Source organism: Streptomyces sp. Je 1-332 (genome assembly GCF_040730185.1).
Classification (GTDB): domain Bacteria; phylum Actinomycetota; class Actinomycetes; order Streptomycetales; family Streptomycetaceae; genus Streptomyces.
The window spans coordinates 2,483,547-2,505,174 of the sequence record NZ_CP160402.1 but is presented as its reverse complement, the minus strand read 5'-3'; the positions used below and the strand labels follow the sequence as shown (position 1 = coordinate 2,505,174).

The window sequence follows — 21,628 nt, the reverse complement described above, 5'->3', positions numbered from 1 at the left end:
CGTGACCGAGAGCCAGGGTTCGCTGTCCGTCCGCTCGGCCTGGCGCGACGTACCGCCCGTGCAGGTGCGGCAGTTCGCCGCGCTCGCCCTGGACGAAGTGCCCGCCCTCGCCCACGACATCCTGCGCGAGATCCGCGCCGAGTACCCCGCCCTGCCCGTCGTGCTCGACGAGTCGGGCGAACCCATGGCGCTCATCGGCATACGCCGCGCCCTGGAGGGGTTCGTCCAGCAGATCGCGGCGGCCGAGGGCGGCCGGCCCGTCTACCCCCTCGAGGTCTTCCAGGAGTTCGGCAGGGGCGAGGGCCTGCACGGCCGCAGCCTCGACTCGCTCCAGGCGATCTACCGCCTCGGCGTACGGCTCGCCTGGCGCCGCCTGGCCGAGATAGGCCAGCAGATCGAGATCCCGCCACCGGCCATGTACGAACTCGCCGAGTCGGGCTTCGAGTACCTGGACGGTCTCGTCGACCAGTCCGTCCGCGGGTACGCCGAGGCAGCGGCCCGGCAGGCGGGCGAACGGCTGCGCCTGCAGCGGAAGTTGATGGATCTCCTGCTCTCCGAGCGGCGCGGGGACCCCGGCGCGGGAGCGCCCGCCGACTTCGGCCACGCCTCCGGTTCCCGCTCGGCGGCCGCCGGTGCGCCCGGCGCCCGCAGCGCACTCGACGAACGGGCCGCCCGCGTCGGCTGGCAGCTGCCCGAGCGGGTCGCCGTCGGTGTCCTGCTCCGCCCCGCGCGGGAAGCCGTGGCGCCCGCCGTCGGCCAGGGCGTCCTGCTCGACATGGAGACCGAACAGCCCCGCATGGTCGTCCCCGACCCCGAAGCCGCGGGCCGCCCCGAGCTCCTGCGGCGCGCCATGGCCGGCTGGTCCGGCGCGATCGGCCCGCCCGTACCGCTCGCCGACGCGGCGAAGTCCCTGCGCTGGGCCCAGGCCGCCGTCCGCCTGATGGAACGGGGCCTGCTGCCTTCCGGCGAGGTCCTGCACTGCACCGAGCACACCGAAGCCCTCGTCCTGCTGCAACCCGAGGAGCTCATCGAGGACCTGGCCCGCCGCTGCCTGGCCCCGCTCGCGCACTGCGGGCCCGCGCACGGCCGCCGCCTCGCCGAGACGCTGCTCGCCTGGCTGGAGACACGGGGCGGCGCCCCGGAGGTCGCGGCGAGGCTCGGGGTGCATCCGCAGACGGTGCGCTACCGCCTGCGGCAGATCAGGGAGCTGTGGGGCGACGAGGTCGACGACCCGGACCGCCGCTTCGAGCTGGAACTGGTGCTCAGGGCGCGTCGGTTGCGCGGGGAGCTGGGACGGGTGGGCTGAGCGGGCGTTCGGCCAGCCGTACGGACGGCCCTGCGGGTAGCCTGCCGCAATGGACATAGCGGTACGCGCCCAGGCAGCACTCGGCGAGGGTCCCACCTGGGACCACGCCGCCCAGCGGCTGATCTGGGTCGACATCCTGAGCTCACGCGTCCACACGTACGACCCGTCGACCGGGCACCGCTCCGTCCTGGCCACCGAGCAGCACGTCGGCGCCGCGAAGCCGCGCGCGGGCGGCGGCCTGGTGGTCAACCTCCGGGACGGCGTGGGTCTCTACGACTCCGCGGCCGACGGGGGCGCCTTCCGCTGGCTGCACCGCGAGGTCGTGCCCGGCCGCCGGGGCAACGACGCCGCGGTCGCCCCCGACGGGGCGCTCTGGGCGGGCACGATGCGCTACGACGAGGGGGAGGGCGGCGGCAACCTCATCCGGCTGACCGGTGACGGCGCCCGGGACGAGGTCCTGTCCCGTGTCTCGGTCAGCAACGGCATCGGCTGGAGCCCGGACGGCCGGCTCATGTACTACATCGACACCCCGACGCGCCACGTCGACGTCGTGGAACTGGGAGACGACCAACTCCCGCGCTCCAGGCGCCCCTTGGTGACGATCGAGCCCGAAGCCGGCTACCCCGACGGCCTGACCGTCGACGCCGACGGCTGCGTCTGGGTCGCCCTGTGGGACGGCGCCGCCATCCGCCGCTACACCCCCTCCGGCGCCCTGGACCGGGTGATCGAACTGCCGGTGGTCCGCCCGACCGCGTGCGCGTTCGGCGGCGCGGGACTGCGCGACCTGTACATCACCTCCGCCCGTACGGGACTTGAGGCGCCGCACCCCTTGTCGGGCTCCGTGCTCGTGCTGCCGGACGCCGGACAGGGCGTGGAACAGGCGGCGTTCGCCGGGTAGGCGGGCCCGCGGCCGGAGCGGAACAGGCGGTTTGCCCCATAGGGGAAGCCGACACGGCTGGAACATCCGATTCCGCACACAACCTTCACGGCAGCGGCTTCCTCTGTTCCCCGCGGCTCACTTAGCCTCCATGCCTCATGGACTACTGCCACCCGTGCCACAGGCACCTCAACGGCGCCCTGGCCTGCCCGGGGTGCGGAACCCCGGCCGAAGCCTGCCGTGAGTACGCGGAGGCGGTCGCCGAGCAGGAAGCCCCCGCCGGTCCGGAGCGCACGTACGACGACGTGGTGCCCCGCGGCAGGGGCCGCCGCAGGGAGCGCGGTCGCCGGGCGCACCGGCGCAGACGCCGCAAGGTCCTGCTGATCACCGCGGGGCTCGCACTCGCGGCCGGTGGCCTGAGCCTGGCCGAGCTCGGCATCGAGGGCCCGTCGGAGGAACCGACGGCGGCGGCCTCGCCGGACGGGGGAGCGGCCCGGCCCGCGTCACGGACGCCGAAGGACCCGGCCGACGGCACGGCGACCGGCGCCGAGACCACGGCGGCCCCGTCTGCCGACCCCTCGGCCTCGGAGTCCGCGAAGGACAAGGCGGCCAAGGAAGCGAAGAAGGACGAGGACAAGAAGAAGGCCGGCGAGAAGACGGAGGGGGCCGACAAGGACCCCGATTCAGCGGCTCCCGTCACGACGTCCGCGCCGGACACCCCCGACAGCCCCCCGGACACCCCCGCGACCACGCGCCCCACGCCCCCGCCGACCACGCAGCAGCCGGATCCGACGCCCGAGCCGGAGCCCTCCCAGACGTGCGACCGCTTCCTGTGGTGGTGCACGTAACCGGCTCCTGAGGGCGAGCGAGCGGTCAGCCCGCGTCCTCGCCGACCATCCTGCGCAGCAGCCCGCGCAGCGAGAGCCGCTCCTCGCGGGTGAGCTCGGCCAGCGGCTCGCGCGCGAAGTCCAGTGACTCGCGCAGGCTGCGGGCGACCGTCAGGCCCTCCTCCGTCGGGGCGGCGAGCTTCACGCGGCGGTCGGCCGGGTCGGGCCGCCGCTCGACGAGTCCGCGCGTCTCAAGACGGTCGATGATCCCCGTGATGTTCGACGGCTCGCACTTCAGCTTCTGCGCTATGCGCCGCATGGGCAGCGGTTCGAGGGACAGCAGCCCCAGTACGCGTGCCTGCGCCCCGGTGAGGGCGTGCTTGCCCGCCGCGGCGTCGTACTCCTCGTAGTAGCGCGCGACGACCGTCCCGATGAGCTCGACGACTTCGAGCGTCAGGGGGTCGGTGCGCGGCGCGCTGGAGCTGGAGGTGGCCATGCGCTCCAGGTTACCCCGTTACTTGACATCATGAAATATGTAGGCGCATGGTTGTTTCAGAACGTGAAGCATTTTCGATGTGCCAGTCTGCCGGCGACGGCAGCCTGAGCAGGAGGAGGACGCCCGCATGTCCGTCACCCCCGAGGCCTCCGGGTCCCAGAAGCTCCCCGCCGTCAGCCGTGAGTGGCACCTCGTGCGCCGCCCGCACGGCTGGCCGGTCCCGGAGGACTTCGCGCTGCGCGAGGCCCCCGTGGCGGCCCCGGCCGACGGCCAGGTCCTGGTCCGCAACCTGCACTTCTCCGTGGACCCGTACATGCGTGGCCGGATGAACGACGTGAAGTCGTACACCCCGCCGTTCCAGCTGGACCAGCCCATGCAGGGCGGCGCGGTCGGCGAGGTCATCGCGTCGAACACCGAGAACATCGCGGTGGGCGACCACGTCCTGCACTTCGCGGGCTGGCGCGAGTACGCGGCCGTCCCCGCCAAGCACGCCGTCAAGGTGGACGCGCAGGCCGCGCCGCTCTCCGCGTACCTCGGCGTGCTCGGCATGACCGGCCTGACGGCCTACGCGGGCCTCTTCGAGGTCGCCTCCTTCAAGGAGGGCGACGCGGTCTTCGTCTCCGGCGCCGCGGGTGCGGTCGGCTCCCAGGTCGGCCAGATGGCCAGGCTCAAGGGTGCCTCGCGCGTCGTCGGCTCGGCGGGCTCGGACGAGAAAGTGAAGAAGCTCGTCGAGGAGTACGGCTTCGACGCCGCGTTCAACTACAAGGACCCGCGCCCGGTCGTCGAGCAGCTCAAGGAGGCGGCCCCCGACGGCATCGACGTCTACTTCGACAACGTCGGCGGCGAGCACCTCGAAGCGGCCATCAGCCGCATGAACGTGCACGGCCGCGCCACCATCTGCGGCATGATCGCGGGCTACAACGACACCGAGCCCACGCCGGGCCCGCGCAACATGGCCATGATCATCGGCAAGCGCCTGCGCCTGCAGGGCGTGCTGGTCGGGGACCACGAGGCACTTCAGCCGCAGTTCGTGTCCGAGGTCGGCGCGTGGATCCGCTCCGGCGAGCTGAAGTACGACGAGACGCTCGTCGAGGGCGTGGAGAACGGCGTCGAGGCGTTCCTGGGCATGCTGCGCGGCGAGAACACCGGAAAGATGATCGTTTCCCTGGTCTGAGGTGCGGGCACCCGAGGAGTAGCGCCCGGTGATTTTCCGGCATCCGATAAAGTGATTCCACATTGTCGCGACTGTGGGCGCGCATCGCGGAACATCTCAGGAGGAACCGGCACTTATGTCCATCCAGCAGATCGACGTCAAGTACACCGCCGTCGCCACCGCCGAGAACGGCCGTGACGGCCGCGTCGCCACCGACGACGGCAAGCTCGACGTCGTCGTCAACCCGCCGAAGGAGATGGGCGGCAGCGGCGCGGGCACCAACCCCGAGCAGCTCTTCGCGGCCGGCTACAGCGCCTGCTACCAGGGCGCGCTCGGCGTGGTCGCCCGCAAGGAGAACGTCGACATCTCCGGCTCGACCGTGACCGCCAAGGTCGGCATCGGCTCGACCGAGGCCGGCGGCTTCGGCCTGGAGGTCGCGATCAGCGCCTCCATCCCGAACGTGGACGCGGCCACCGCGCAGGCCCTGATCGAGAAGGCGCACCAGGTGTGCCCGTACTCCAGCGCCACGCGCGGCAACATCAAGGTGGAGCTCGCGGTCGCCTGACCGTCTCCTCCGATACGTGACAGAGGGCCGCACCCCGGAGCGGGGGTGCGGCCCTCCGTCATGCGGTCAGCGGGTGACCGCCGCCGTGTGGATGGCGCGCACCAGGCGCTCGTCCTCCGGGGCCGCTCCGCCGGGGGCGGGAAAGCGGCGCCGCGTGTACCCGTAGGCGAGCCCGCTGCGAGGGTCGGCGAACGCCTGCGAGCCGCCCACGCCCTTGTGCCCGATGGACCCCACGCCGAGGAAGGGATACCAGGCCTCGGCGACGTTCTGGAACCCCACCCCGAACGATTTGTGGGCCCGGAGCACCAGGTCGTGCCCATGGGAATGTATCTGCCCGAACTCGGCCACGGTGTCCGCCTTCAAGAGTGGCTCCCGCCCTTCGAGCCCGCCGACGGCCGCCGCGTACATCGCGGCGAGCCCGCGCGCGGAGGCGACCCCACCGGCGGACGCGGGCCCCTGGGCGCGCACCGAACGGGAGTTGGGAAGGGACTCGACGTCGGTGGGCTGCGCGCCATGGCGGTTGAAGGCGATGGAGTTCAGCGTGCCCGGCTGCGGCGGCTGCGCGTCGAGCAGGGCACGCTCCTCGGGGGAGGGCATCATCGGCAGCACGGAACGGAAGCGGGGCTCCAGTGCTTCCGGTAGCCCGAGGTGGAAATCAAGGCCGTACGGGACGCGGACGCGCTCCTCGTACACCTCTTGCAGCGTCCGCCCGGTGGCCCGCAGGACGACCTCGCCGGCCAGCGCGCCGATGGACAGGGCGTGGTAGCCGAAGGCGGTGCCGGGGCGCCAGTAGGGGCGCTGGGTCGCGAGCCGGGCGGCGGCGGCGCGGTCGTCGGCGATCTCCTCGGGGCTGAAGCCGGAGTCGGCGCCGACGACGCCGACGCGGTGCGAGAGGAGTTCCCGCAGGGTGGCGTCCCCCTTCCCCTCCGCGGCGAACTCCGGCCAGTAGTAGGCCACTTCGCGATCCAGCTCCAGGGTGCCGTCCTGGACGAGCAGCGCCATGACGAGGTGGGCGGCGCCCTTCGTGGACGAGTACACCCCGAAGAGCGTGTCACCGTCGGTGTCCGGCCCCACCCACAGGTCGACGACCTGCCGCCCTCGTACGTAGGCGGCGACCTGCGAGGCGTGATCGGGCTCCGCCTGGGCGAGCATGGCGGTGAACTCGTCCCGCACGGATTCGTATCCGGCTGCGGTGGTGCCGTGGACTTTGATCTCACGTGTCATGCGTTCTTCCTCCCCCACCCCACCCCTTCCCGAAAACCCGCTCTGGCGCGGGGGCCATGTCCTCAAACGCCGGACCGGCTGGAAATTCCAGCCCGTCCGGCGTTTGAGGACATCTTGTACGGGGGCCCAGGGGGCGGAGCCCCTTGGTTTCGGGAAGGGGCGGGATTGGGGAAAGCCCCGCAGGGGCCGCCCTAGCCCCGGCCCACGCTCAGCAACGCCCGCCCCACCTGCGGAAACACCCCTTTGGGGTGGTCCCGGAAGAGCGGCTCGGTGCCGAAGAGGACCACACGGGACCCCGCAGCGGCCCCGCTCACGACGGAAGCCTGACCCGCGGCATCCGCGGGCCCACCCCCGCCGCCCTCCGCAGGACGCCAGTGCCCGGAGACCAGCGGATTCCCACCCCCGTAGGACTGCTCGACCCGCACCCCGCTCCCAAGCCCCGTGAACCACATGGGCGCATAGACGAACGAGTGAGACGGCGCACCCCCAGTAACAGGGCCCCCCGCATTGACCACCCGCACCACACCATTCGCATCCCCGTTCCCGGAGACCGCCTCAACGGAGAGCAACTTCGCGTCGGAGTTCAGCGCGACCCCTTCCGCGCCCCGCCCGACGAGCCCACCGCCCCCGGAGAGGAACGCGTCGAGCCCGCCCCGCGCCCCCGCGTCCAGCTCCCCGTACGAAAGCCCCGCCGAGACGAACAACGCGTCCGCACCCGACTTCTTCCAGTCGAACCCGGCGTTGAGCACCGAAGTCGAGACCGGTACCACGTCGAAGTTCATCTCCCGCAGCGCGAACAGCTCCCCGGGCGTCACCGCCGCCGCAACCCGCGTGGGACGGACCACCGCGCCACCCTTCGTCTTCGTCGCGTCGAAGGCGACGTCATACTTCCTCGCCGCGGCAACAGCCGCCCCCCGCGCCGACGACGGCAGAACCACACTCCCGTCATCTGACCTCCGCACAGAAGTCCCGCGCGCCAGCAGCCAGTTGAGCGCGGCCACCTCCCGCGCGTCGTCGAGCCGCAGCCGGAGATTCCCCCGCCCCGCGACATGACCGACCCGCGAAGCCGTGTCTACGACGCGCGAGCGCACACCGGACAGCGAACCGCCCTTCACCGAGTCCACCGTCGCACCCCACAACCGCCCGAGGCTCCACCCCGAGATGTCGTACATGGTGGACACCTTGTCGCTGATGTCCCGCCCGTCGGCGAGCATCACGTTTGCGAGCCCGCGCTTGGGCTGACGCATGTCGATGACGTAGGACCCTGCACCGTACGAGGTCCCGCCGAGCCTGAAGTCCCTTGTCGCCCGCCGCACTTCGACGTCGTTGTCGAGCAGATGCTCCACGAGCCGCGAGGCGGCAGCGGCGGAACGCTGGCCACGCCCACCCTGGGGGATCACGTACGCACGCGGGAAGTCAGTCGTGTAGACGTCCTCCGGGCCGATGCCCGGCACACCCGGCACGGTCTCCGGCGAAACGGGCACCTGCGCTGCCCCCGCCGCGCCGCGCCGGAACGTCTCGATCTGGTCGGCGATCACCGAAGTGCGGTGCTCCTGCGTGTACTTGAGCGTCGCCGACATCGCGGCGCCCGCGATGTCCACGTTGATCGCGGACCGCCGCCGCAGCTCCGGCACCGGCAGCTCGTCGTACTCGTCGTTGTTGACGGTCATCGGGAACTCGATGGTGTGCGCGGCGACCGCCCCGTGGAACGGCATGTACTGCGGGGTGAAGATCGGCGGCCAGTCGTCCCAGCCCTCCTCCTGGTCACGGAAGGGGATGATCGCCGGTTCCACGCCGTCCTTCTCGGGGGTGTAACCGAGGCCGTTGACCGCGGCTTCCATGCCGAGCGCGTTCGCGTAGGTGTTCTTGAGGAAGAGGTCGTACTCGTAGTTCTCGCCGTGCGGGGGAGTCGTCGGCTCGATCAGCGTGCCGTTGACGTAACCGTGCAGGTCGATCATGACCGCGGGCTGCTTGTCGACGGCGATCTGCCGCATCGCGCGCGCCTCGGGCTGCGAGGCGGTGATGAAGTCACGGTTGAGGTCGAAGCCGTTGGCGTTGGCGCGGGTGCCCGCGATGCGGCCGTCGGGGTTGGCCGTGACGTTGAAGTAGAGCCGGTTGTGCGCGAGCAGGTCCTTCGTCTTGCCGTCCTTGGCCTTCGCGAGCTTCTCGATGAGCTTCAGGGCGGCGTCCGTGCCCTCCCACTCGTTGCCGTGGATGTTGTTGTTGATGAAGACCGGCGTCTTGTATGACGACTTGATCGCACGGTCCTTGGCCGCGGTGTCCGGCGCGTTCTCGATGAGCTCGCGCATCCGCTCCTGGCGGGCGGTCTCCCTGGCCGACTCGGGGGCGGTGACGGTCACCAGGTAGAGCCGGTGACCGCCCGCCGAACGGCCCGCGATCTCCACGCTGACGCGGTCGCCGATGCCCTGGATGTCGTTCAGCTTCGGGGCGATGGAGTGGTAGGGGGCAAGGCCCAGCTTTATCGACTTGTCGTCGGGGTTCGCGGGAGGCGGGGTGAGCTTCCGCTCGCGGGGGTAGCCGCGGTCCTTGCCGCCGCGTCCGGAGTCGAGGTCGGGGGCTCCCGCGGTTCCCAGAGCCCGGTCTGCGGCGCTCAGCGGCGTCCTCGCGGCCCGTTCCGTACTGCTGAGGGGCGAGCCCTCGCGGAGGATGTCGCGCCCGCCCGGACGAGGGTCGGCGGTCGCGGCGCCGGGGGCGAGCGTGGTGAGGACAAGGACGCCCGCCGAGGCGAGGGTGGTGAGCAGAACGGGTCTTGACGGCCAGGATATCCCCATACGTACCTCCGGGAGCGACAGCTGGAGAGAAGTCAGTACGCGTGGTCTACCGCCTCAACCCCCGCGCAACAAGAGGGCCTTCGACCCCCTTCACTCCCACGCGTCCCGTGGACCGCACGGCCGTGACCGGCGGATAGGCTGTGCCGCATGCGTGATCTGGGACGAGGCTTCGGCTATTTGATGAAGGGCCAGCGGTGGGTGGCCCAGCACGGCAAGCAGTTCGGAGTCGGCCTGCTGCCCGGCCTGATCACCCTGCTTCTCTACGCGGCCGCCCTCGTGGCGCTCGCCCTGTGGGGCGCGGACTTCGTCGGCTGGGCGACGCCCTTCGCGGATGACTGGTCGTCGCCGTGGGCCGGCCTGTTCCGGGGCTTCCTCACGGCGCTCCTCTTCGCGCTGGCGCTGCTCCTGTCCGTGGTCACCTTCACCGCGGTGACGCTCCTGGTGGGCCAGCCCTTCTACGAGTCGCTCTCGGAGAAGGTCGACATCTCCGTCTCCGGGTTCGCCCCCGAGTCTGGCCTGCCGCTCTGGCGTGAACTGTGGATCTCGGCGCGCGACAGCCTGCGCATCGTGCTGCGGGCGGCGGTCTGGGGCATCCTGCTCTTCGCCCTCGGCTTCATCCCGGTCGTCGGCCAGACCGTGGTCCCGGTGGTCGGCTTCTGCGTGACGGGCTTCTTCCTCGTGGAGGAGCTGACGGGGGTGGCACTCCAGCGCCGGGGCGTCGAGGCCCGCGAACGGCTCGCGCTGCTGCGCGGCCGCAAGCAACTGGCGTGGGGCTTCGGCACCCCGCTCGCCGTGGCCTTCCTGGTCCCGTTCGTCGCGGTGTTCCTGATGCCGGGAGCGGTCGCGGGCGCGACGCTCATGGCGCGGGAGCTCGTGGGCGAGGACAGCGGCCACGCCCCGGACGACGACCCCCGGGGCGCGGCCGGCCCGGCAGGACCCGGCGGACCGCAGGCCGCTACCGGCGGGCGTTCATAGCCGTCGTCAGGATCTCGCGCACCTGAGCGATGATGTCGAGCCGGTTGCGCACGAACTCGGGGTCGGTGATCTCGCCCGTCGCCGGGTCCGTGTTGCCCGCGCCGAACTGCAGGATCGGCGTGTGCACATGGCCGCCGGGCAGCCGGTCGTGCAGCCCGAGGCGGTCGCGAAGGAGCGTCGCCCGGTAGGCGATCTCGTTCGACAGGTAGTTGCCGCCGCCGCCCTCGCGGGCCGTCGAACCGGCCGTGGGCCCGTCGGGACGGACCACGGGAGCGGTCTGGCCCGCCGGGATCTCGGTCACCGAGGTGTTGTCGTACACCGGGAAGCGGCCGGTTTCCGCGCTCACGATCTCCTGGTACGGGAGGGTCGTGGACGTCCACTGGGGCTGCGTGGCCGGATCGGTGACCGGCACCGTCTCCGTACGCGAGAGGTTCTCGTTGTCGGGGAAGCCGCCACGCCAGGCCCCGTTGGTCCGCTCGATGTCGAAGCGTCCCGCGCGGCCCTGGCTGATGGTGGTGAAGAGGTCGACGCGGGGGAGCTGGGAGCGCAGGGTGCGCTCGACCGTCCCCTCCGCGAAGTCGTCCCAGCGGACCGGGAAGACGACGGTCTCCACGCGGGCGGGACCTTCGGCGGTCTGGATGACGGTGCCGTCGAGCGCGAGGGCCGTCGCCCCCGACGGGTTGCTGATGCGGACGTCCCGGTCGAGCGTGAAGGGGTCGAAGCCGGTGACGAGGACGCGCTTGAGGCGGTGGCCCGCGCGGTCCTCCTTCGGGTAGCGGATGGAGTCGTGCCCGCGAGAGGCATCCTCCAACGCCCGTATCAGGCGCCCGTGCTGGGCCTCGCTCACCCCGAAGCGGCCCGGCTCCCACTGCCTGAGCTCCCGTGTCATGCCGAGCCGGGCCCAGTACAGGGGCCGGTCGTCGTCCCGGCTCAGCTCCCCGGCTCCCGTCGCCCCGTGCCCCCGCCCCTGCGCCCGCTCGACGGCACGCCGCCACAGCGCGTCCCCTTGGCGTACGACGATGCGCTTGGCCTCGCCGTACGAGTGGGCGCGGTCGAGGGCGCGCGCGAACTCCGGTGCCACGGCGTCGAACCCGCTGCGGCGCAGGATCTCCTGCGGGGCCGCGCGGTCGAGGCGCTGTTCCTCGGCGGTCATGGCGGGCGCGGTGGCCGCCGACGCGGGCACGGCGGCGAGGGAGAGCAGGAGGGTGACACCGAGCGAGGTGAGCCGGGCGGCGCCATGGGACGTAGGTGACACGGGAGTCCTTCCGTGGCCGGTGGGGGTGGCCGCAGTATCGCGCCGAGAGGGTGGCGCCCGCCAGCGGTTGAACTCCCGCGACCCGGGCGGCGCGCAGGGTCACGAACGCCGAGCCGCGCGCCCATAGTGGTCGGCCACCGCGTGGAACGCCTCCTTGGGCTCCCAGTGCCAGCGGCCGGACGGCCCGTCCAGGATGGTCTTCACGATGCTGTAGCTCGCCATGTCGAGGTCGTGGCGCGGATCGGCGTGGTGCGGGGCCTCGGGGCTGACGAAGTTGTAGAGCGTCGCCGAGTAGAGGTCCATCGACTCGAAGACGTCCAGTACGTCGGTGATGTACGCCGCCTGGGTCCGCTCGCTGCGGACGAGCCCGCCCTTGATCTCGGGCGGATACTTCGTGTAGTCGACGACGTCCCAGCCCATGCCGCCCTGCTCCGGCGCGCCCCGGAAGGTGCACGAGCCGAACTCGGTGATCGCCACCGGCTTGCCCCAGCGTCGGTAGGGCGCCAGATCTCGTACGTAGGCGGCCCGACTGCGGTGATAGCCGTAGTAGTTGACGCTGACGATGTCGAACAGGTCCCAGTCCACCTCGTCACCGTCCGCCGCCCCATAGGTCAGCCCGCCCCGGAAGACGGACCTGCCGACCGCCGCCGCCCGCCCGATGAACCGCTTCAGGCGCCGCTGCGTCAGTACGGGGTCGTAGTTCCCCTTGCTGATGTTCTCGATGCGCTCCACCGCGCTGTCGCCGGGCACGATGCCCGGCACGAACAGCACGAACTCGCAGCCCACACTCAGATGGACCGCCGCGCCCTGGCGCCGCAGCCGCTCGGCGTGCCGGCCCGTCTCCGCGAGGTGGTCGAGGATCTCCCGCTGGGGCCGGTCGGCCAGGCGCGGCTGGAGCCAGACGTGCAGCCCGCGCTCGGCGGCCTCCGTCGCGGTGGCGCCGAGTCGTTCGACGCCGTCGCCGAACACGGAGACGGTGGTGGCGTGCAGCCGCTCGTCGATCACGCACAGGTCCTCGCGCATGCGGGCAGCGCTCCAGCCGGTCGAGGGCGTTTCCCCCGCGACGGCCTCGTAGCAGACGCCGCGATACCTGAGTCGGCCTGCCCCGGGGGGAGTTGCGGAAGCCGGCGCCGCCGTCAGCAGGCCCCCTGCCGCCGCCGCGAAGCCCACGGCCCCCGCCCCCACCAGAAACCGCCCCCGACTGATCCCGTCACTCATCACGGTGCCTCCCAGTGCCCGCCCGCACGGTCCGTACGGTGCGCCCAGTCTCACCAGCGACACCGGTCCACCTCGACCGCCGTCGGTCTACGCCGCGGGCGACCTTGGTAGGAAAGCGCCGCCCCGCGAGGCGACTTGAGTAGCGCGCCGGCGTGATCACCGCTCGTCGGATCCGCCGCCCAGCAGAGCCAGGAAATCCCTGAACGCCCCCGCCATGTCCACCGATTCGGGGTCCAGGAGCCACTGGTACTGGAGTCCGTCCATCACCGCGACGAGGAGCGGCGCCGCTGCCTCCGGGGTGAGGCCCCCCGGGAGCCGCTCGCCGTACTCCGCGCGCAGCACCGCGGCGAACTTGGCCCGCACCGATCCGTACCGCTCGGTGAAGTACTCCCGGGCCGGATGCCCGTCCGTGACGCTCTCGCCGAGCAGTGCGCTGAAGGTCTGGATGATGCCGGGGCGCATCGCGTTGTACTCGACGAGCGAGCCGAGCAGGTCGAGGCGGATCTCGTTCGCCGGCACCGCGTCCCACTGGTCGCGGGCCTCCAGGACGGCGACGAGAAGGGCGTCCTTCGTGGGGAAGTAGTGCAGCAGGCCCTGCTGGGTGAGCCCGACCCGCTCGGCGACGGCGCCCAGGCTCGCGCCCCGGTAGCCCCGCTCGGCGATCACCTCGAGGGCGGCCCGGAGGATCTCCGCGCGCCGTTCCTCGCTTCTGGCCCTGGTCGCCATGGTCTCTGCCCTTCCCGCTCTCGGTGCTGCTCGCGGGACGACCGTACGTCATGCGCCGGTCTGAATATAACGTCCAGGTTACGAAACCTACCGGTCTACAGGCAGTCGAGGCAGGATGGAGGGAACGTACGGAACGGACTTCGACGGCACAGGCGACTTCAACGAGGAGGCACCGCCATGGCGGGAACCCAGGGAACCGGAGCGACGCGGAGCGATCAGGCGCGCGAGGAGGTCGTGGAGGCCGCGCTCGCCGCGCTGGATCTGGACGCCAAGACCCGGCTGCTCGGCGGGCGCGACATGTGGTCGCTGCACCCGCTGCCCGAGATCGGCCTCGCGCCCCTCGTCATGTCGGACGGCCCGATCGGCGTGCGCGGCACCCGCTGGACCGCCGACGACCCCTCCATCGCCCTGCCGTCCCCGACCGCGCTCGCCGCCACCTGGGACCAGGACCTCGCCCGCCGCGCGGGCGCCCTCCTCGCCCAGGAGGCCCGCCGCAAGAGCGTCCACGTCCTCCTCGCGCCCACCGTCAACCTGCACCGCTCACCGCTGGGCGGCCGGCACTTCGAGGCGTACAGCGAGGACCCGTATCTGACCGGCGTCATCGGCACCGGTTACGTCCAGGGCGTGCAGTCGGGCGGCGTCGGCACGACCGTCAAGCACTTCGTGGCGAACGACGCCGAGACCGACCGTTTCACCGTCGACAACAAGGTGAGCGCGCGAGCCCTGCGCGAGCTGTACCTCGCGCCCTTCGAGGCGATCGTCACCAACGCCCACCCCTGGGGCATCATGACCGCGTACAACAAGGTCAACGGCTCGACGATGACCGAGCACCGCTATCTGGTCAACGAGGTGCTGCGCGGCGAGTGGGGCTTCGACGGCTACAACGTCTCCGACTGGATGGCCGCCCGCACGACCGCCGGCACCATCGAGGGCGGTCTCGACGTCGCCATGCCGGGGCCGCGGACCGTGTACGGCGACGCGCTCGCCGATGCCGTGCGCGGTGGCCGGGTCAAGGAGGCGGTGGTCGACGACGCCGTCCGCAACGTCCTGCGCCTCGCCGCCCGCGTCGGCGTCCTCGAAGGCGCCGAGCCCGTCGTCACCGATCCGCCTGCCGAGATCGACGGCGAGGCGCTGGCCCGCGAGGTCGCCCGCCGCGCCTTCGTCCTCGTGCGCAACGAGAACGACACCCTGCCGCTCGGGCCGTCCGCCTCCGTCGCCCTCATCGGCGCCGCCGCACGCGACGCCCGTGTCCTGGGCGGCGGCTCCGCCACCGTCTTCCCGCCGCGCGTGATCTCCCCGCTCGACGGCCTGACGGCGGCGCTGAGCGAGGAGTCTCTGACGTACGCCGTCGGCGCTGACCCGAGCGACGAACTCGCCCCCGCCGACAAGGGGTTCGAGCTGCGCGCCGTCTGCCGCGACGCCGACGGCACCATCCTGGGCGAGGGCAGCCTCCCCTCCGGTCAGGTCCAGTGGATCGGTGACGACCTGCCCGAAGGAGTCACCCACGAGGCGATGGCCTCGATCGAGGTCGTCGGTACGTTCACGCCGCGTGAGAGCGGCGAGCACTCCTTCGGCACGCGCGGTCTCGGCGCCTTCACGCTCACGGTCGGCGGCGACGTCGTCTTCGACGGGACCGAGGTGATGGGTGAGGCGTCCGACCCCTTCGAAGCGTTCTTCGGCTCCCCGGTCGAGCGCGCCAAGGTGACCCTGACGGCGGGCGAGCCGGTCGAGGTCTCCCTGCTCCATCCGCTCGACAAGGAGTACAAGGCCCCGCTGCCCGGCGTGGTGTTCTCCTTCGTGCACCTCGGCCCGCGGCGCGACCCCGACGAGCTGATCGCGGAAGCCGTCGAGGCGGCGCGGGGCGCCGACACCGCGGTCGTGGTCGTCGCCACCACCGAACGCGTCGAGTCCGAGGGCTTCGACCGGCAGGACCTGCGGCTCCCGGGCCGCCAGGACGAACTGGTGCACGCGGTGGCCGCGGCCAACCCCCGCACGGTCGTGGTCGTCAACTCCGGCTCCCCGGTGGAGCTTCCGTGGCGCGACGACGTGGCGGCGGTGCTGCTCGGCTGGTTCCCCGGGCAGGAGGGCGGCGCCGCGCTCGCCGACGTGCTGCTCGGCGCCCAGGAGCCGGGCGGACGCCTGCCCACGACGTGGGGCTCCTTCACGGACGCGCCGATCACCCAGGTCACCCCCGAGGAAGGCGAACTCCGCTATGACGAGGGCGTGTTCATCGGCTACCGCGCCTGGGAGAAGTCCGGCGCCACCCCCGCGTACGCCTTCGGCCACGGCCTGGGCTACACCGACTGGACGTACGAGTCCCTCACCGTTGAGGGCACGACGGCCACGGTCCGCGTCCGCAACTCCGGCCCGCGCGCGGGCCGTGAGGTCGTCCAGATCTACCTCGCCCCGACCGCGAACGACGGCTCCCGCCCCGCCCGCTGGCTCGCGGGCTTCGCGGGCGCCGAGGCCGCACCCGGCGAGAGCGTGGAGGTGCGGATCGAACTCCCGCGCCGCGCCTTCGAGATCTGGGACGAGAGCGCCAACACCTGGACGCACCAGGGCGGTTCGTACGAGGTTCAGGTGGGCCGCTCCATCGCCGACCGCCGCCTGACCGAGACGATCACCGTCTGAACGAGACGATCACCGTCTGACGTCGGGCAACCGCGCCTAGCGAACTAGTGAACGGAGAATCCGTACACCGTCTCCGACGCGTACACCCCACCCGGCCGCAGCTCCGTGCTCGGAAACTCCGGCCGGTTGGGGGAGTCGGGGAAGTGCTGCGTCTCCAAGGCGACACCGTCCCCGGGAGCGAACGGCAGCGGCTCCGCGAAGTGGTCCGCCGTGTACAGCTGAAGGCCCGGCTCCGTCGTCGCCACGGTCAGCACGCGCCCGGACGCCGGATCGCTCAGCTCGGCCACCTCGACGGGCCGTGCGGTGACCCCCTTGTCGAGCACGTAGTTGTGGTCGATCCCGGCCCCGACCTTCCGCGCGTCCCGGAAGTCGAAGCGCGTGCCGTCGACGTCCTCGTACGCCCCCGTGGGAATCTGCGTCCCGTCCGTCGGTGTGAGCCGCGCCGCCGCGATCCGCAGCTCATGGCCGCCCGCGCCACCGCTCCCGGCCCCCGCGAGGTTCCAGTACGTGTGGTTGGTGAGGTTCACGACGGTCGGGGCGTCGGTCGTCGCCTCGTAGGCGATCCGCAGCGCGCCCGACTCGTCCAGCGAGTACGTGGCCGACACCGTGAGCCGCCCCGGGTAGCCCTCCTCGCCGTCCGGGCTCACTCGCGAGAGCCGCACCCCGTGCTCGGCCTCCGCCGCCTCCCACACCCGCTTGTCGAAGCCGGCCGCGCCGCCGTGCAGGGCGTTGGGCTCGTTGTTCCGCGCCAAGCGGTACGTCCGGCCGCCGAGCGTGAACGCGCCGCCCGCGATCCGGTTCGCGTACCGGCCCACCAGCGCCCCGAAGTACGGCCCCGGGTGGTCGAGATAGCCCTGGAGATCGTCGAAGCCGAGAGCGACCGGCGTGCACCGCCCCGACCGGTCCGGAACTTCCGCCGACTGGATGATCCCGCCGTACGTCAGGACGCGTACCCGCACCCCGCCCCTTTCCAGGGTCCAGCGATGGACGGGCGTGCCGTCGGGGAGCGTCCCGAAGAGTTCACTGCGCATGATCGGGACCCTACTTGGCCTTCACCTGCCGGTAGGCCAGCTCGGCGAGGCGCGACTGGCCGTCCTTGCTGGGGTGGAACCAGTCCCAGCGGCTCAACTGGTCACCGTCGAAGCGGTACTCGAAGACCGCCCCGCCGTCGTACCGGCAGCGCAGATCCTTCGCGCACACCTCCTTGAGCACGTCGTTGTACGCGACCACGCGGTTCTGCACGGTGGCCCGGCGCTCCGTCGCCGCCGCGTCCCGCGCGTCCGGGTCCGCCAGCATCGAGGCGCAGATGCCCAGCTTCCAGATCTGCTTGCCCAGCGCGTTGGTGCGCCCCTGGGACCACAGCCGCTTCAGGTCCGGCACGGACGTCACGTACACCTGCGTCTTGGGAAGCTCGCGCCGCAGTGTGCGCATCGCCTCCTCGAAGTCCGCGCGGAACTGGGCGACCGGCGTCATGGAATCCACCGAGGGGCGGCACGCGTCGTTCGCGCCCGCCATGACCGTGACCAGCTCGGGCCGCTTGAGCGTGGCCTGCCCCATCTGCCCGGTCAGATCCGCCATGCGCGCGCCGGTCTTCGCGTAGTTCCAGCTGTGCCCGGCGGCCCGCTCCTTGCCCAGGAGGCGGGTGGCGAGGCTGCGCACCTCGGAGTCCGTGCCCGTCGCCCAGGAGGCCTCGGGGCAGTCGGCGAGCACCGAGCAGGCGTCGAAGCCGCGGGTGATGGAGTCGCCGACGGCCGCCAGGGAGTCCGGACTCGTGTCCCACGTCGGGGTGGGCTTGGGCGACGGCTTGTCGCGCGCGGAGGTCCCGCCCGGCGCCGGGGAGTCGCCGCCGGAGGCGTCGCACGCCGTGAGAGCGGTGGCGCCGAGAAGAACCGCCGTCGCGGCGGCGACGGCGGCACGTGAGCGGTGCCTTCGGTTCCGCATCCCCAGGTCCCCTCTGTTGCCGTACGCCGATCCGTCGCCGTGGGCCGTGGGGCCGAGATGCCGCCGTAGGCCGACCGCGCCGTTTCGGCGCCCCTGCGAGTGAATGGTGGGCGATTCCTGGCCTCGGGACCGACGGTACGTCACACTCCTTGTTCCGCCGCACGGTAGCCTCGCCACCCAGTGGCACCCTGCTCTTCCGGTTCCGCTAAATTACATCACGTCACATCTGTCCCGTTTTCGGGAGTTTCCCGAATTCAGGGCGACAACGCTCGGCACGGGCGCGAGGCCGCTGGGGAAGGCGAACCTCGACCCACACTGGAGGTCCCGGTGACGACACGTGGAGTTCTGTACGTGCACTCCGCACCGCGCGCGCTGTGTCCGCACGTCGAATGGGCAGTCGCGGGCGTACTCGGCGCGCGCGTCAACCTCGACTGGATCAGGCAGCCCGCCGCGCCCGGCAGCTGGAGATCGGAGTTCTCCTGGCGCGGCTCGGTGGGCACCGCGTCCAAACTCGCCTCCGCCCTGCGCGGCTGGCAGCTGCTGCGCTTCGAGGTCACCTCCGAGCCGTGCCCCACGGCCGAGGGCGAGCGCTACAGCGCAACCCCCGAGCTCGGGATCTTCCACGCGGTCACCGGCATCCACGGCGACATCCTGATCCCGGAGGACCGCCTGCGGGCCGCCCTGGCCCGCTCCAAGGGCGGCGAGAGCGACCTGGAGGCCGAGCTCGCCAAGCTCCTCGGCAAGCCCTGGGACGACGAACTCGAACCTTTCCGGTACGCGGGTGAGGGCGCTCCGGTGCGGTGGCTGCACCAGGTCGTGTGACGTACTTCCGGCTGTAGTACGGCGAAGGGCCCCCACCGCGCGGTGGGGGCCCTTCGCTACGTACAGGTGAGTGCTCAGACGGTCCTGAACGCGAGCACCACGTTGTGGCCGCCGAAGCCGAACGAGTCGTTCAGCGCCGCGATCCTGCCCTCGGGCAGCGCGCGGGCCTCGTCGCGGATGACGTCCGCGTCGACCTCGGGGTCGAGGTTCTCGATGTTGATCGTCGGCGGGGCCATGCGGTGCTTCAGCGCGAGGACCGTCGCCACGGTCTCCACGCCGCCCGCGCCACCGAGCAGGTGACCGGTCATCGACTTCGTGCTGGCGATCGCCATGTGGTCGACGTCGTCACCGAAGGCCTTGCGCAGCGCCTTGATCTCGGCGACATCACCCTGCGGCGTCGAGGTGGCGTGCGCGTTCACGTGCACGATCTCGGCGGGCTTGAGGTCCGTGCCGTCGATGAGGTTCTGCAGCGCCGCCGCGATGCCGTTGCCGGAGGGCTCGGGCTGCGTGATGTGGTGGGCGTCGGCCGAGATGCCCTGGCCGACGGCCTCCGCGTAGATCTGCGCGCCGCGGGCCTTGGCATGCTCCTCGGACTCGAGGACGATCACGCCGGCGCCCTCGCCGAGCACGAAGCCGTTGCGGTCGACGTCGTAGGGACGCGAGGCGCCCGCCGGGTCGTCGTTGTTCTTGGACATCGCCATCATGTTGCCGAACGCGACGATCGGCAGCGGGTGGATCGCCGCCTCCGTGCCACCCGCGACGACGACGTCGGCGCGGCCGGTGCGGATCATCTCGATCGCGTAGCCGATGGCCTCGGCGCCCGAGGCGCACGCCGACACGGGGGTGTGCACACCCGCGTGGGCGCCCAGCTCGATGCCGACGTTGGCCGCCGGGGAGTTGGGCATCAGCATCGGCACGGTGTGCGGGGAGACGCGGCGTACGCCCTTCTCCTTGAGCACGTCGTACTGGTCGAGCAGGGTGGTCACGCCGCCGATGCCGGAGGCGATGACCGCGCCGAGGCGGTGCGGGTCGACGGATGTGTCCTCGCCGGCCTTCGCGGTGTAGCCGGCGTCGGCCCAGGCCTCCTTGGCGGCGATCAGCGCGAACTGCGCCGAACGGTCCAGCTTGCGGGCCTGCGGGCGCGGCAGGACCTCGCCGGGCTCCACAGCGATCTGGCCCGCGATGCGGACCGGGAGTTCGGCCGCCCAGTCCTGCTCGAGAAGACTGACACCGGAGCGGCCCGCGAGCAGACCTTCCCAGGTCGAGGCTGCGTCGCCACCCAGCGGTGTGGTTGCGCCGATACCGGTGACGACCACGGTGCGATTGGTCGAGTTCACAGGAAAATTCTCCACGGTGTTGAGGGGATCAGCGGCGCCACCGCCGGGTGGCGACAGCAGAGCAGCCTTGTCAGGCCCGGTGCTTCAGCAGAGCGGCCTGATCAGGCCTGGTGCTCGAGGATGTACTTGGTCGCGTCGCCGACCGTCTTGAGGTTCTTGACGTCGTCGTCCGGGATCTTGACGTCGAAGCGCTCTTCGGCGGCGACGACGACCTCGACCATGGACAGCGAGTCGACGTCCAGGTCGTCGGTGAAGGACTTGTCCGACTGGACGTCCTCGACCGGGATGCCGGCGATCTCGTTCACGATCTCGGCGAGACCGGCGACGATCTCTTCCTGAGTGGCGGCCATGTTGGCGCTCCTTCTATGTATCCAGAGGGTGTGGCGCCCGCCGCGGCAGCGGCAGGTTGGTTTACAGCCGTACGGATCGGATGATCCGGACGACATGCCTAGGGGAGGGTAACGACCGTGGCGGCGTACACGAGACCCGCCCCGAAGCCGATGACGAGCGCGGTGTCGCCGCTCTTCGCCTCGCCGGTCGCCAGAAGCCGCTCCATCGCGAGCGGGATCGAGGCTGCCGACGTGTTGCCGGTGGTGCGGACGTCACGGGCGACCGTGACGTGTTCCGGCAGTTTCAGAGTCTTCACCATCGAGTCGATGATCCGCTCGTTGGCCTGATGCGGAATGAAGACATCCAGGTCGTCCGCGGTGATTCCGGCCGCGTCCAGCGCCTGCTGGGCGACCTTCGCCATCTCGAACACGGCCCAGCGGAAGACCGCCTGGCCCTCCTGCGTGATCGCAGGGAACTTGATGTTGCCCTTGCTGTCGAGCGGCAGCTTCGAGACATCGCCGACGTGCAGGTCGTTCCACGACACGGTCTGCTTGATGGTCTCGGACTTGTCGCCCTCGCTGCCCCAGACGGTGGGGCCGATCTGCGGCTCCTTGGCCGGACCGACGATCACGGCGCCCGCGCCGTCACCGAACAGGAAGGCCGTCGCGCGGTCCTCCAGGTCGGTCAGGTCGCTCAGCCGCTCGACGCCGATGACCAGGACGTACTCCGCGGAACCGTCGGTGATCATGCCCTTGGCGAGCGTCAGGCCGTAGCCGAAGCCGGCGCAGCCCGCGGAGATGTCGAAGGCGGCGGGCTTGCCCGCGCCGATCTTGTCCGCGATCTCGGTGGCGATGGCCGGCGTCTGCTTGAAGTGCGAGACGGTCGAGACGACGACCGCGCCGATCTGCTCCGGGGTGATGCCCGCGTCGGCGATCGCCTTGCCGGAGGCCTCGACGGACATCGCGGCCACGGTCTCCTCGTCGGAGGCCCAGTGGCGCGTCGCGATGCCGGAGCGGGAGCGGATCCACTCGTCGGACGAGTCGATCGTCTCGAGGATCACCTCGTTGGGCACGACACGGGTCGGGCGGTAGCCACCGACTCCCATGATGCGCGCGTACGGGGCGCCCTTACTGGGCTTGATCTTCGACATGCT

General features: G+C 71.5%; 19 protein-coding genes. 8 read left to right on the top strand and 11 right to left on the bottom strand.

Going from position 1 to position 21,628, the window contains the following annotated elements; translation table 11 throughout:
• The first annotated feature begins 1 nt into the window (after position 1).
• The 3 genes from ABXJ52_RS11625 (at position 2) to ABXJ52_RS11615 (ending at position 3,031) form a co-directional block, all read left to right on the top strand.
• On the top strand, positions 2–1,306 hold the full coding sequence (locus ABXJ52_RS11625; protein WP_367048992.1) for a helix-turn-helix domain-containing protein: 1,305 nt from the start codon (positions 2–4) through the stop codon (positions 1,304–1,306).
• A 49-nt stretch (positions 1,307–1,355) separates the two neighbouring features.
• Positions 1,356–2,204: an SMP-30/gluconolactonase/LRE family protein gene (locus ABXJ52_RS11620; RefSeq protein WP_367041590.1), complete on the top strand. Its 849-nt coding sequence runs from the start codon at positions 1,356–1,358 to the stop codon at positions 2,202–2,204.
• 137 nt (positions 2,205–2,341) lie between these two features.
• Entirely contained in the window at positions 2,342–3,031 is a 690-nt protein-coding gene (locus ABXJ52_RS11615; RefSeq protein WP_367041588.1) for a hypothetical protein, read from the top strand.
• A gap of 25 nt (positions 3,032–3,056) precedes the next feature.
• On the opposite strand, the gene ABXJ52_RS11610 is transcribed toward ABXJ52_RS11615, so the two are convergent.
• Entirely contained in the window at positions 3,057–3,506 is a 450-nt protein-coding gene (locus ABXJ52_RS11610; protein WP_367041586.1) for a MarR family transcriptional regulator, read from the bottom strand.
• Between the two features lie 127 nt (positions 3,507–3,633).
• Here ABXJ52_RS11610 and ABXJ52_RS11605 point away from each other — a divergent pair, with 127 nt between their 5' ends.
• On the top strand, positions 3,634–4,680 hold the full coding sequence (locus ABXJ52_RS11605) for an NADP-dependent oxidoreductase (RefSeq protein ID WP_367041585.1): 1,047 nt from the start codon (positions 3,634–3,636) through the stop codon (positions 4,678–4,680).
• A 115-nt stretch (positions 4,681–4,795) separates the two neighbouring features.
• Entirely contained in the window at positions 4,796–5,224 is a 429-nt protein-coding gene (locus tag ABXJ52_RS11600; protein ID WP_367041583.1) for an organic hydroperoxide resistance protein, read from the top strand.
• 66 nt (positions 5,225–5,290) lie between these two features.
• On the opposite strand, the gene ABXJ52_RS11595 is transcribed toward ABXJ52_RS11600, so the two are convergent.
• Both ABXJ52_RS11595 and ABXJ52_RS11590 read right to left on the bottom strand, forming a co-directional pair.
• Entirely contained in the window at positions 5,291–6,448 is a 1,158-nt protein-coding gene (locus tag ABXJ52_RS11595; protein ID WP_367041582.1) for a serine hydrolase domain-containing protein, read from the bottom strand.
• A 191-nt stretch (positions 6,449–6,639) separates the two neighbouring features.
• Complete coding sequence (locus ABXJ52_RS11590; protein ID WP_367041580.1) at positions 6,640–9,240, bottom strand: M14 family zinc carboxypeptidase; 2,601 nt, start codon at positions 9,238–9,240, stop codon at positions 6,640–6,642.
• Between the two features lie 147 nt (positions 9,241–9,387).
• On the opposite strand from ABXJ52_RS11590, the gene ABXJ52_RS11585 reads away from it, so the two are divergent.
• Complete coding sequence (locus ABXJ52_RS11585; RefSeq protein WP_367041578.1) at positions 9,388–10,215, top strand: EI24 domain-containing protein; 828 nt, start codon at positions 9,388–9,390, stop codon at positions 10,213–10,215.
• Here ABXJ52_RS11585 and ABXJ52_RS11580 read toward each other — a convergent pair.
• The 3 genes from ABXJ52_RS11580 to ABXJ52_RS11570 all read right to left on the bottom strand — a co-directional run bounded on the left by ABXJ52_RS11580 (position 10,196) and on the right by ABXJ52_RS11570 (position 13,414).
• Positions 10,196–11,416 (bottom strand): pyroglutamyl peptidase, encoded by a 1,221-nt coding sequence (locus tag ABXJ52_RS11580; RefSeq protein ID WP_367048990.1) that lies wholly within the window; start codon positions 11,414–11,416, stop codon positions 10,196–10,198. The two genes, ABXJ52_RS11585 and ABXJ52_RS11580, sit on opposite strands and share 20 nt — an antisense overlap.
• A 153-nt stretch (positions 11,417–11,569) precedes the next feature.
• Positions 11,570–12,688, bottom strand: a complete 1,119-nt coding sequence (locus ABXJ52_RS11575) for an abortive phage infection protein (RefSeq protein ID WP_367041576.1) — start codon at positions 12,686–12,688, stop codon at positions 11,570–11,572.
• A gap of 156 nt (positions 12,689–12,844) precedes the next feature.
• A complete protein-coding gene (locus ABXJ52_RS11570; RefSeq protein ID WP_367041574.1) occupies positions 12,845–13,414 on the bottom strand; it encodes a TetR/AcrR family transcriptional regulator in 570 nt (189 codons plus the stop codon).
• A 177-nt stretch (positions 13,415–13,591) separates the two neighbouring features.
• Here ABXJ52_RS11570 and ABXJ52_RS11565 point away from each other — a divergent pair, with 177 nt between their 5' ends.
• Positions 13,592–16,045: a glycoside hydrolase family 3 C-terminal domain-containing protein gene (locus tag ABXJ52_RS11565; protein WP_367041572.1), complete on the top strand. Its 2,454-nt coding sequence runs from the start codon at positions 13,592–13,594 to the stop codon at positions 16,043–16,045.
• A 44-nt stretch (positions 16,046–16,089) separates the two neighbouring features.
• On the opposite strand, the gene ABXJ52_RS11560 is transcribed toward ABXJ52_RS11565, so the two are convergent.
• Positions 16,090–17,076 (bottom strand): aldose epimerase family protein, encoded by a 987-nt coding sequence (locus ABXJ52_RS11560; RefSeq protein ID WP_367041570.1) that lies wholly within the window; start codon positions 17,074–17,076, stop codon positions 16,090–16,092.
• Positions 17,077–17,086: 10 nt separating this feature from the next.
• Complete coding sequence (locus ABXJ52_RS11555) at positions 17,087–17,986, bottom strand: SGNH/GDSL hydrolase family protein (RefSeq protein WP_367041568.1); 900 nt, start codon at positions 17,984–17,986, stop codon at positions 17,087–17,089.
• Between the two features lie 327 nt (positions 17,987–18,313).
• Between ABXJ52_RS11555 and ABXJ52_RS11550 the strand changes: the two genes are divergently transcribed.
• Positions 18,314–18,808: a DUF3145 domain-containing protein gene (locus tag ABXJ52_RS11550; RefSeq protein WP_367041566.1), complete on the top strand. Its 495-nt coding sequence runs from the start codon at positions 18,314–18,316 to the stop codon at positions 18,806–18,808.
• 74 nt (positions 18,809–18,882) lie between these two features.
• Here ABXJ52_RS11550 and fabF read toward each other — a convergent pair whose 3' ends face one another.
• From fabF to ABXJ52_RS11535, 3 genes are all read right to left on the bottom strand, one after another.
• Positions 18,883–20,145: a beta-ketoacyl-ACP synthase II gene (gene fabF / locus ABXJ52_RS11545; RefSeq protein ID WP_367041564.1), complete on the bottom strand. Its 1,263-nt coding sequence runs from the start codon at positions 20,143–20,145 to the stop codon at positions 18,883–18,885.
• A gap of 101 nt (positions 20,146–20,246) precedes the next feature.
• Entirely contained in the window at positions 20,247–20,495 is a 249-nt protein-coding gene (locus ABXJ52_RS11540; RefSeq protein WP_367041562.1) for an acyl carrier protein, read from the bottom strand.
• Positions 20,496–20,593: 98 nt separating this feature from the next.
• The gene (locus ABXJ52_RS11535; protein ID WP_367041560.1) at positions 20,594–21,625 is read right to left on the bottom strand and encodes a ketoacyl-ACP synthase III; all 1,032 of its coding nucleotides are present in this window, start codon (positions 21,623–21,625) and stop codon (positions 20,594–20,596) included.
• Between the last annotated feature and the right edge of the window lie 3 nt (positions 21,626–21,628).

What these genes read in the sequence shown, in the direction of transcription:
- ABXJ52_RS11555 (WP_367041568.1), bottom strand. Translation starts at nt 17,986, where the DNA reads ATGCGGAACCGAAGGCACCGCTCACGTGCCGCCGTCGCCGCCGCGACG.
- ABXJ52_RS11600 (WP_367041583.1), top strand. Translation starts at nt 4,796, where the DNA reads ATGTCCATCCAGCAGATCGACGTCAAGTACACCGCCGTCGCCACCGCC.
- ABXJ52_RS11605 (WP_367041585.1), top strand. Translation starts at nt 3,634, where the DNA reads ATGTCCGTCACCCCCGAGGCCTCCGGGTCCCAGAAGCTCCCCGCCGTC.
- ABXJ52_RS11595 (WP_367041582.1), bottom strand. Translation starts at nt 6,448, where the DNA reads ATGACACGTGAGATCAAAGTCCACGGCACCACCGCAGCCGGATACGAA.
- ABXJ52_RS11540 (WP_367041562.1), bottom strand. Translation starts at nt 20,495, where the DNA reads ATGGCCGCCACTCAGGAAGAGATCGTCGCCGGTCTCGCCGAGATCGTG.
- ABXJ52_RS11535 (WP_367041560.1), bottom strand. Translation starts at nt 21,625, where the DNA reads ATGTCGAAGATCAAGCCCAGTAAGGGCGCCCCGTACGCGCGCATCATG.
- ABXJ52_RS11565 (WP_367041572.1), top strand. Translation starts at nt 13,592, where the DNA reads ATGGCGGGAACCCAGGGAACCGGAGCGACGCGGAGCGATCAGGCGCGC.
- ABXJ52_RS11585 (WP_367041578.1), top strand. Translation starts at nt 9,388, where the DNA reads ATGCGTGATCTGGGACGAGGCTTCGGCTATTTGATGAAGGGCCAGCGG.
- ABXJ52_RS11560 (WP_367041570.1), bottom strand. Translation starts at nt 17,076, where the DNA reads ATGCGCAGTGAACTCTTCGGGACGCTCCCCGACGGCACGCCCGTCCAT.
- ABXJ52_RS11590 (WP_367041580.1), bottom strand. Translation starts at nt 9,240, where the DNA reads ATGGGGATATCCTGGCCGTCAAGACCCGTTCTGCTCACCACCCTCGCC.
- ABXJ52_RS11620 (WP_367041590.1), top strand. Translation starts at nt 1,356, where the DNA reads ATGGACATAGCGGTACGCGCCCAGGCAGCACTCGGCGAGGGTCCCACC.
- ABXJ52_RS11575 (WP_367041576.1), bottom strand. Translation starts at nt 12,688, where the DNA reads ATGAGTGACGGGATCAGTCGGGGGCGGTTTCTGGTGGGGGCGGGGGCC.
- ABXJ52_RS11570 (WP_367041574.1), bottom strand. Translation starts at nt 13,414, where the DNA reads ATGGCGACCAGGGCCAGAAGCGAGGAACGGCGCGCGGAGATCCTCCGG.
- ABXJ52_RS11615 (WP_367041588.1), top strand. Translation starts at nt 2,342, where the DNA reads ATGGACTACTGCCACCCGTGCCACAGGCACCTCAACGGCGCCCTGGCC.
- ABXJ52_RS11610 (WP_367041586.1), bottom strand. Translation starts at nt 3,506, where the DNA reads ATGGCCACCTCCAGCTCCAGCGCGCCGCGCACCGACCCCCTGACGCTC.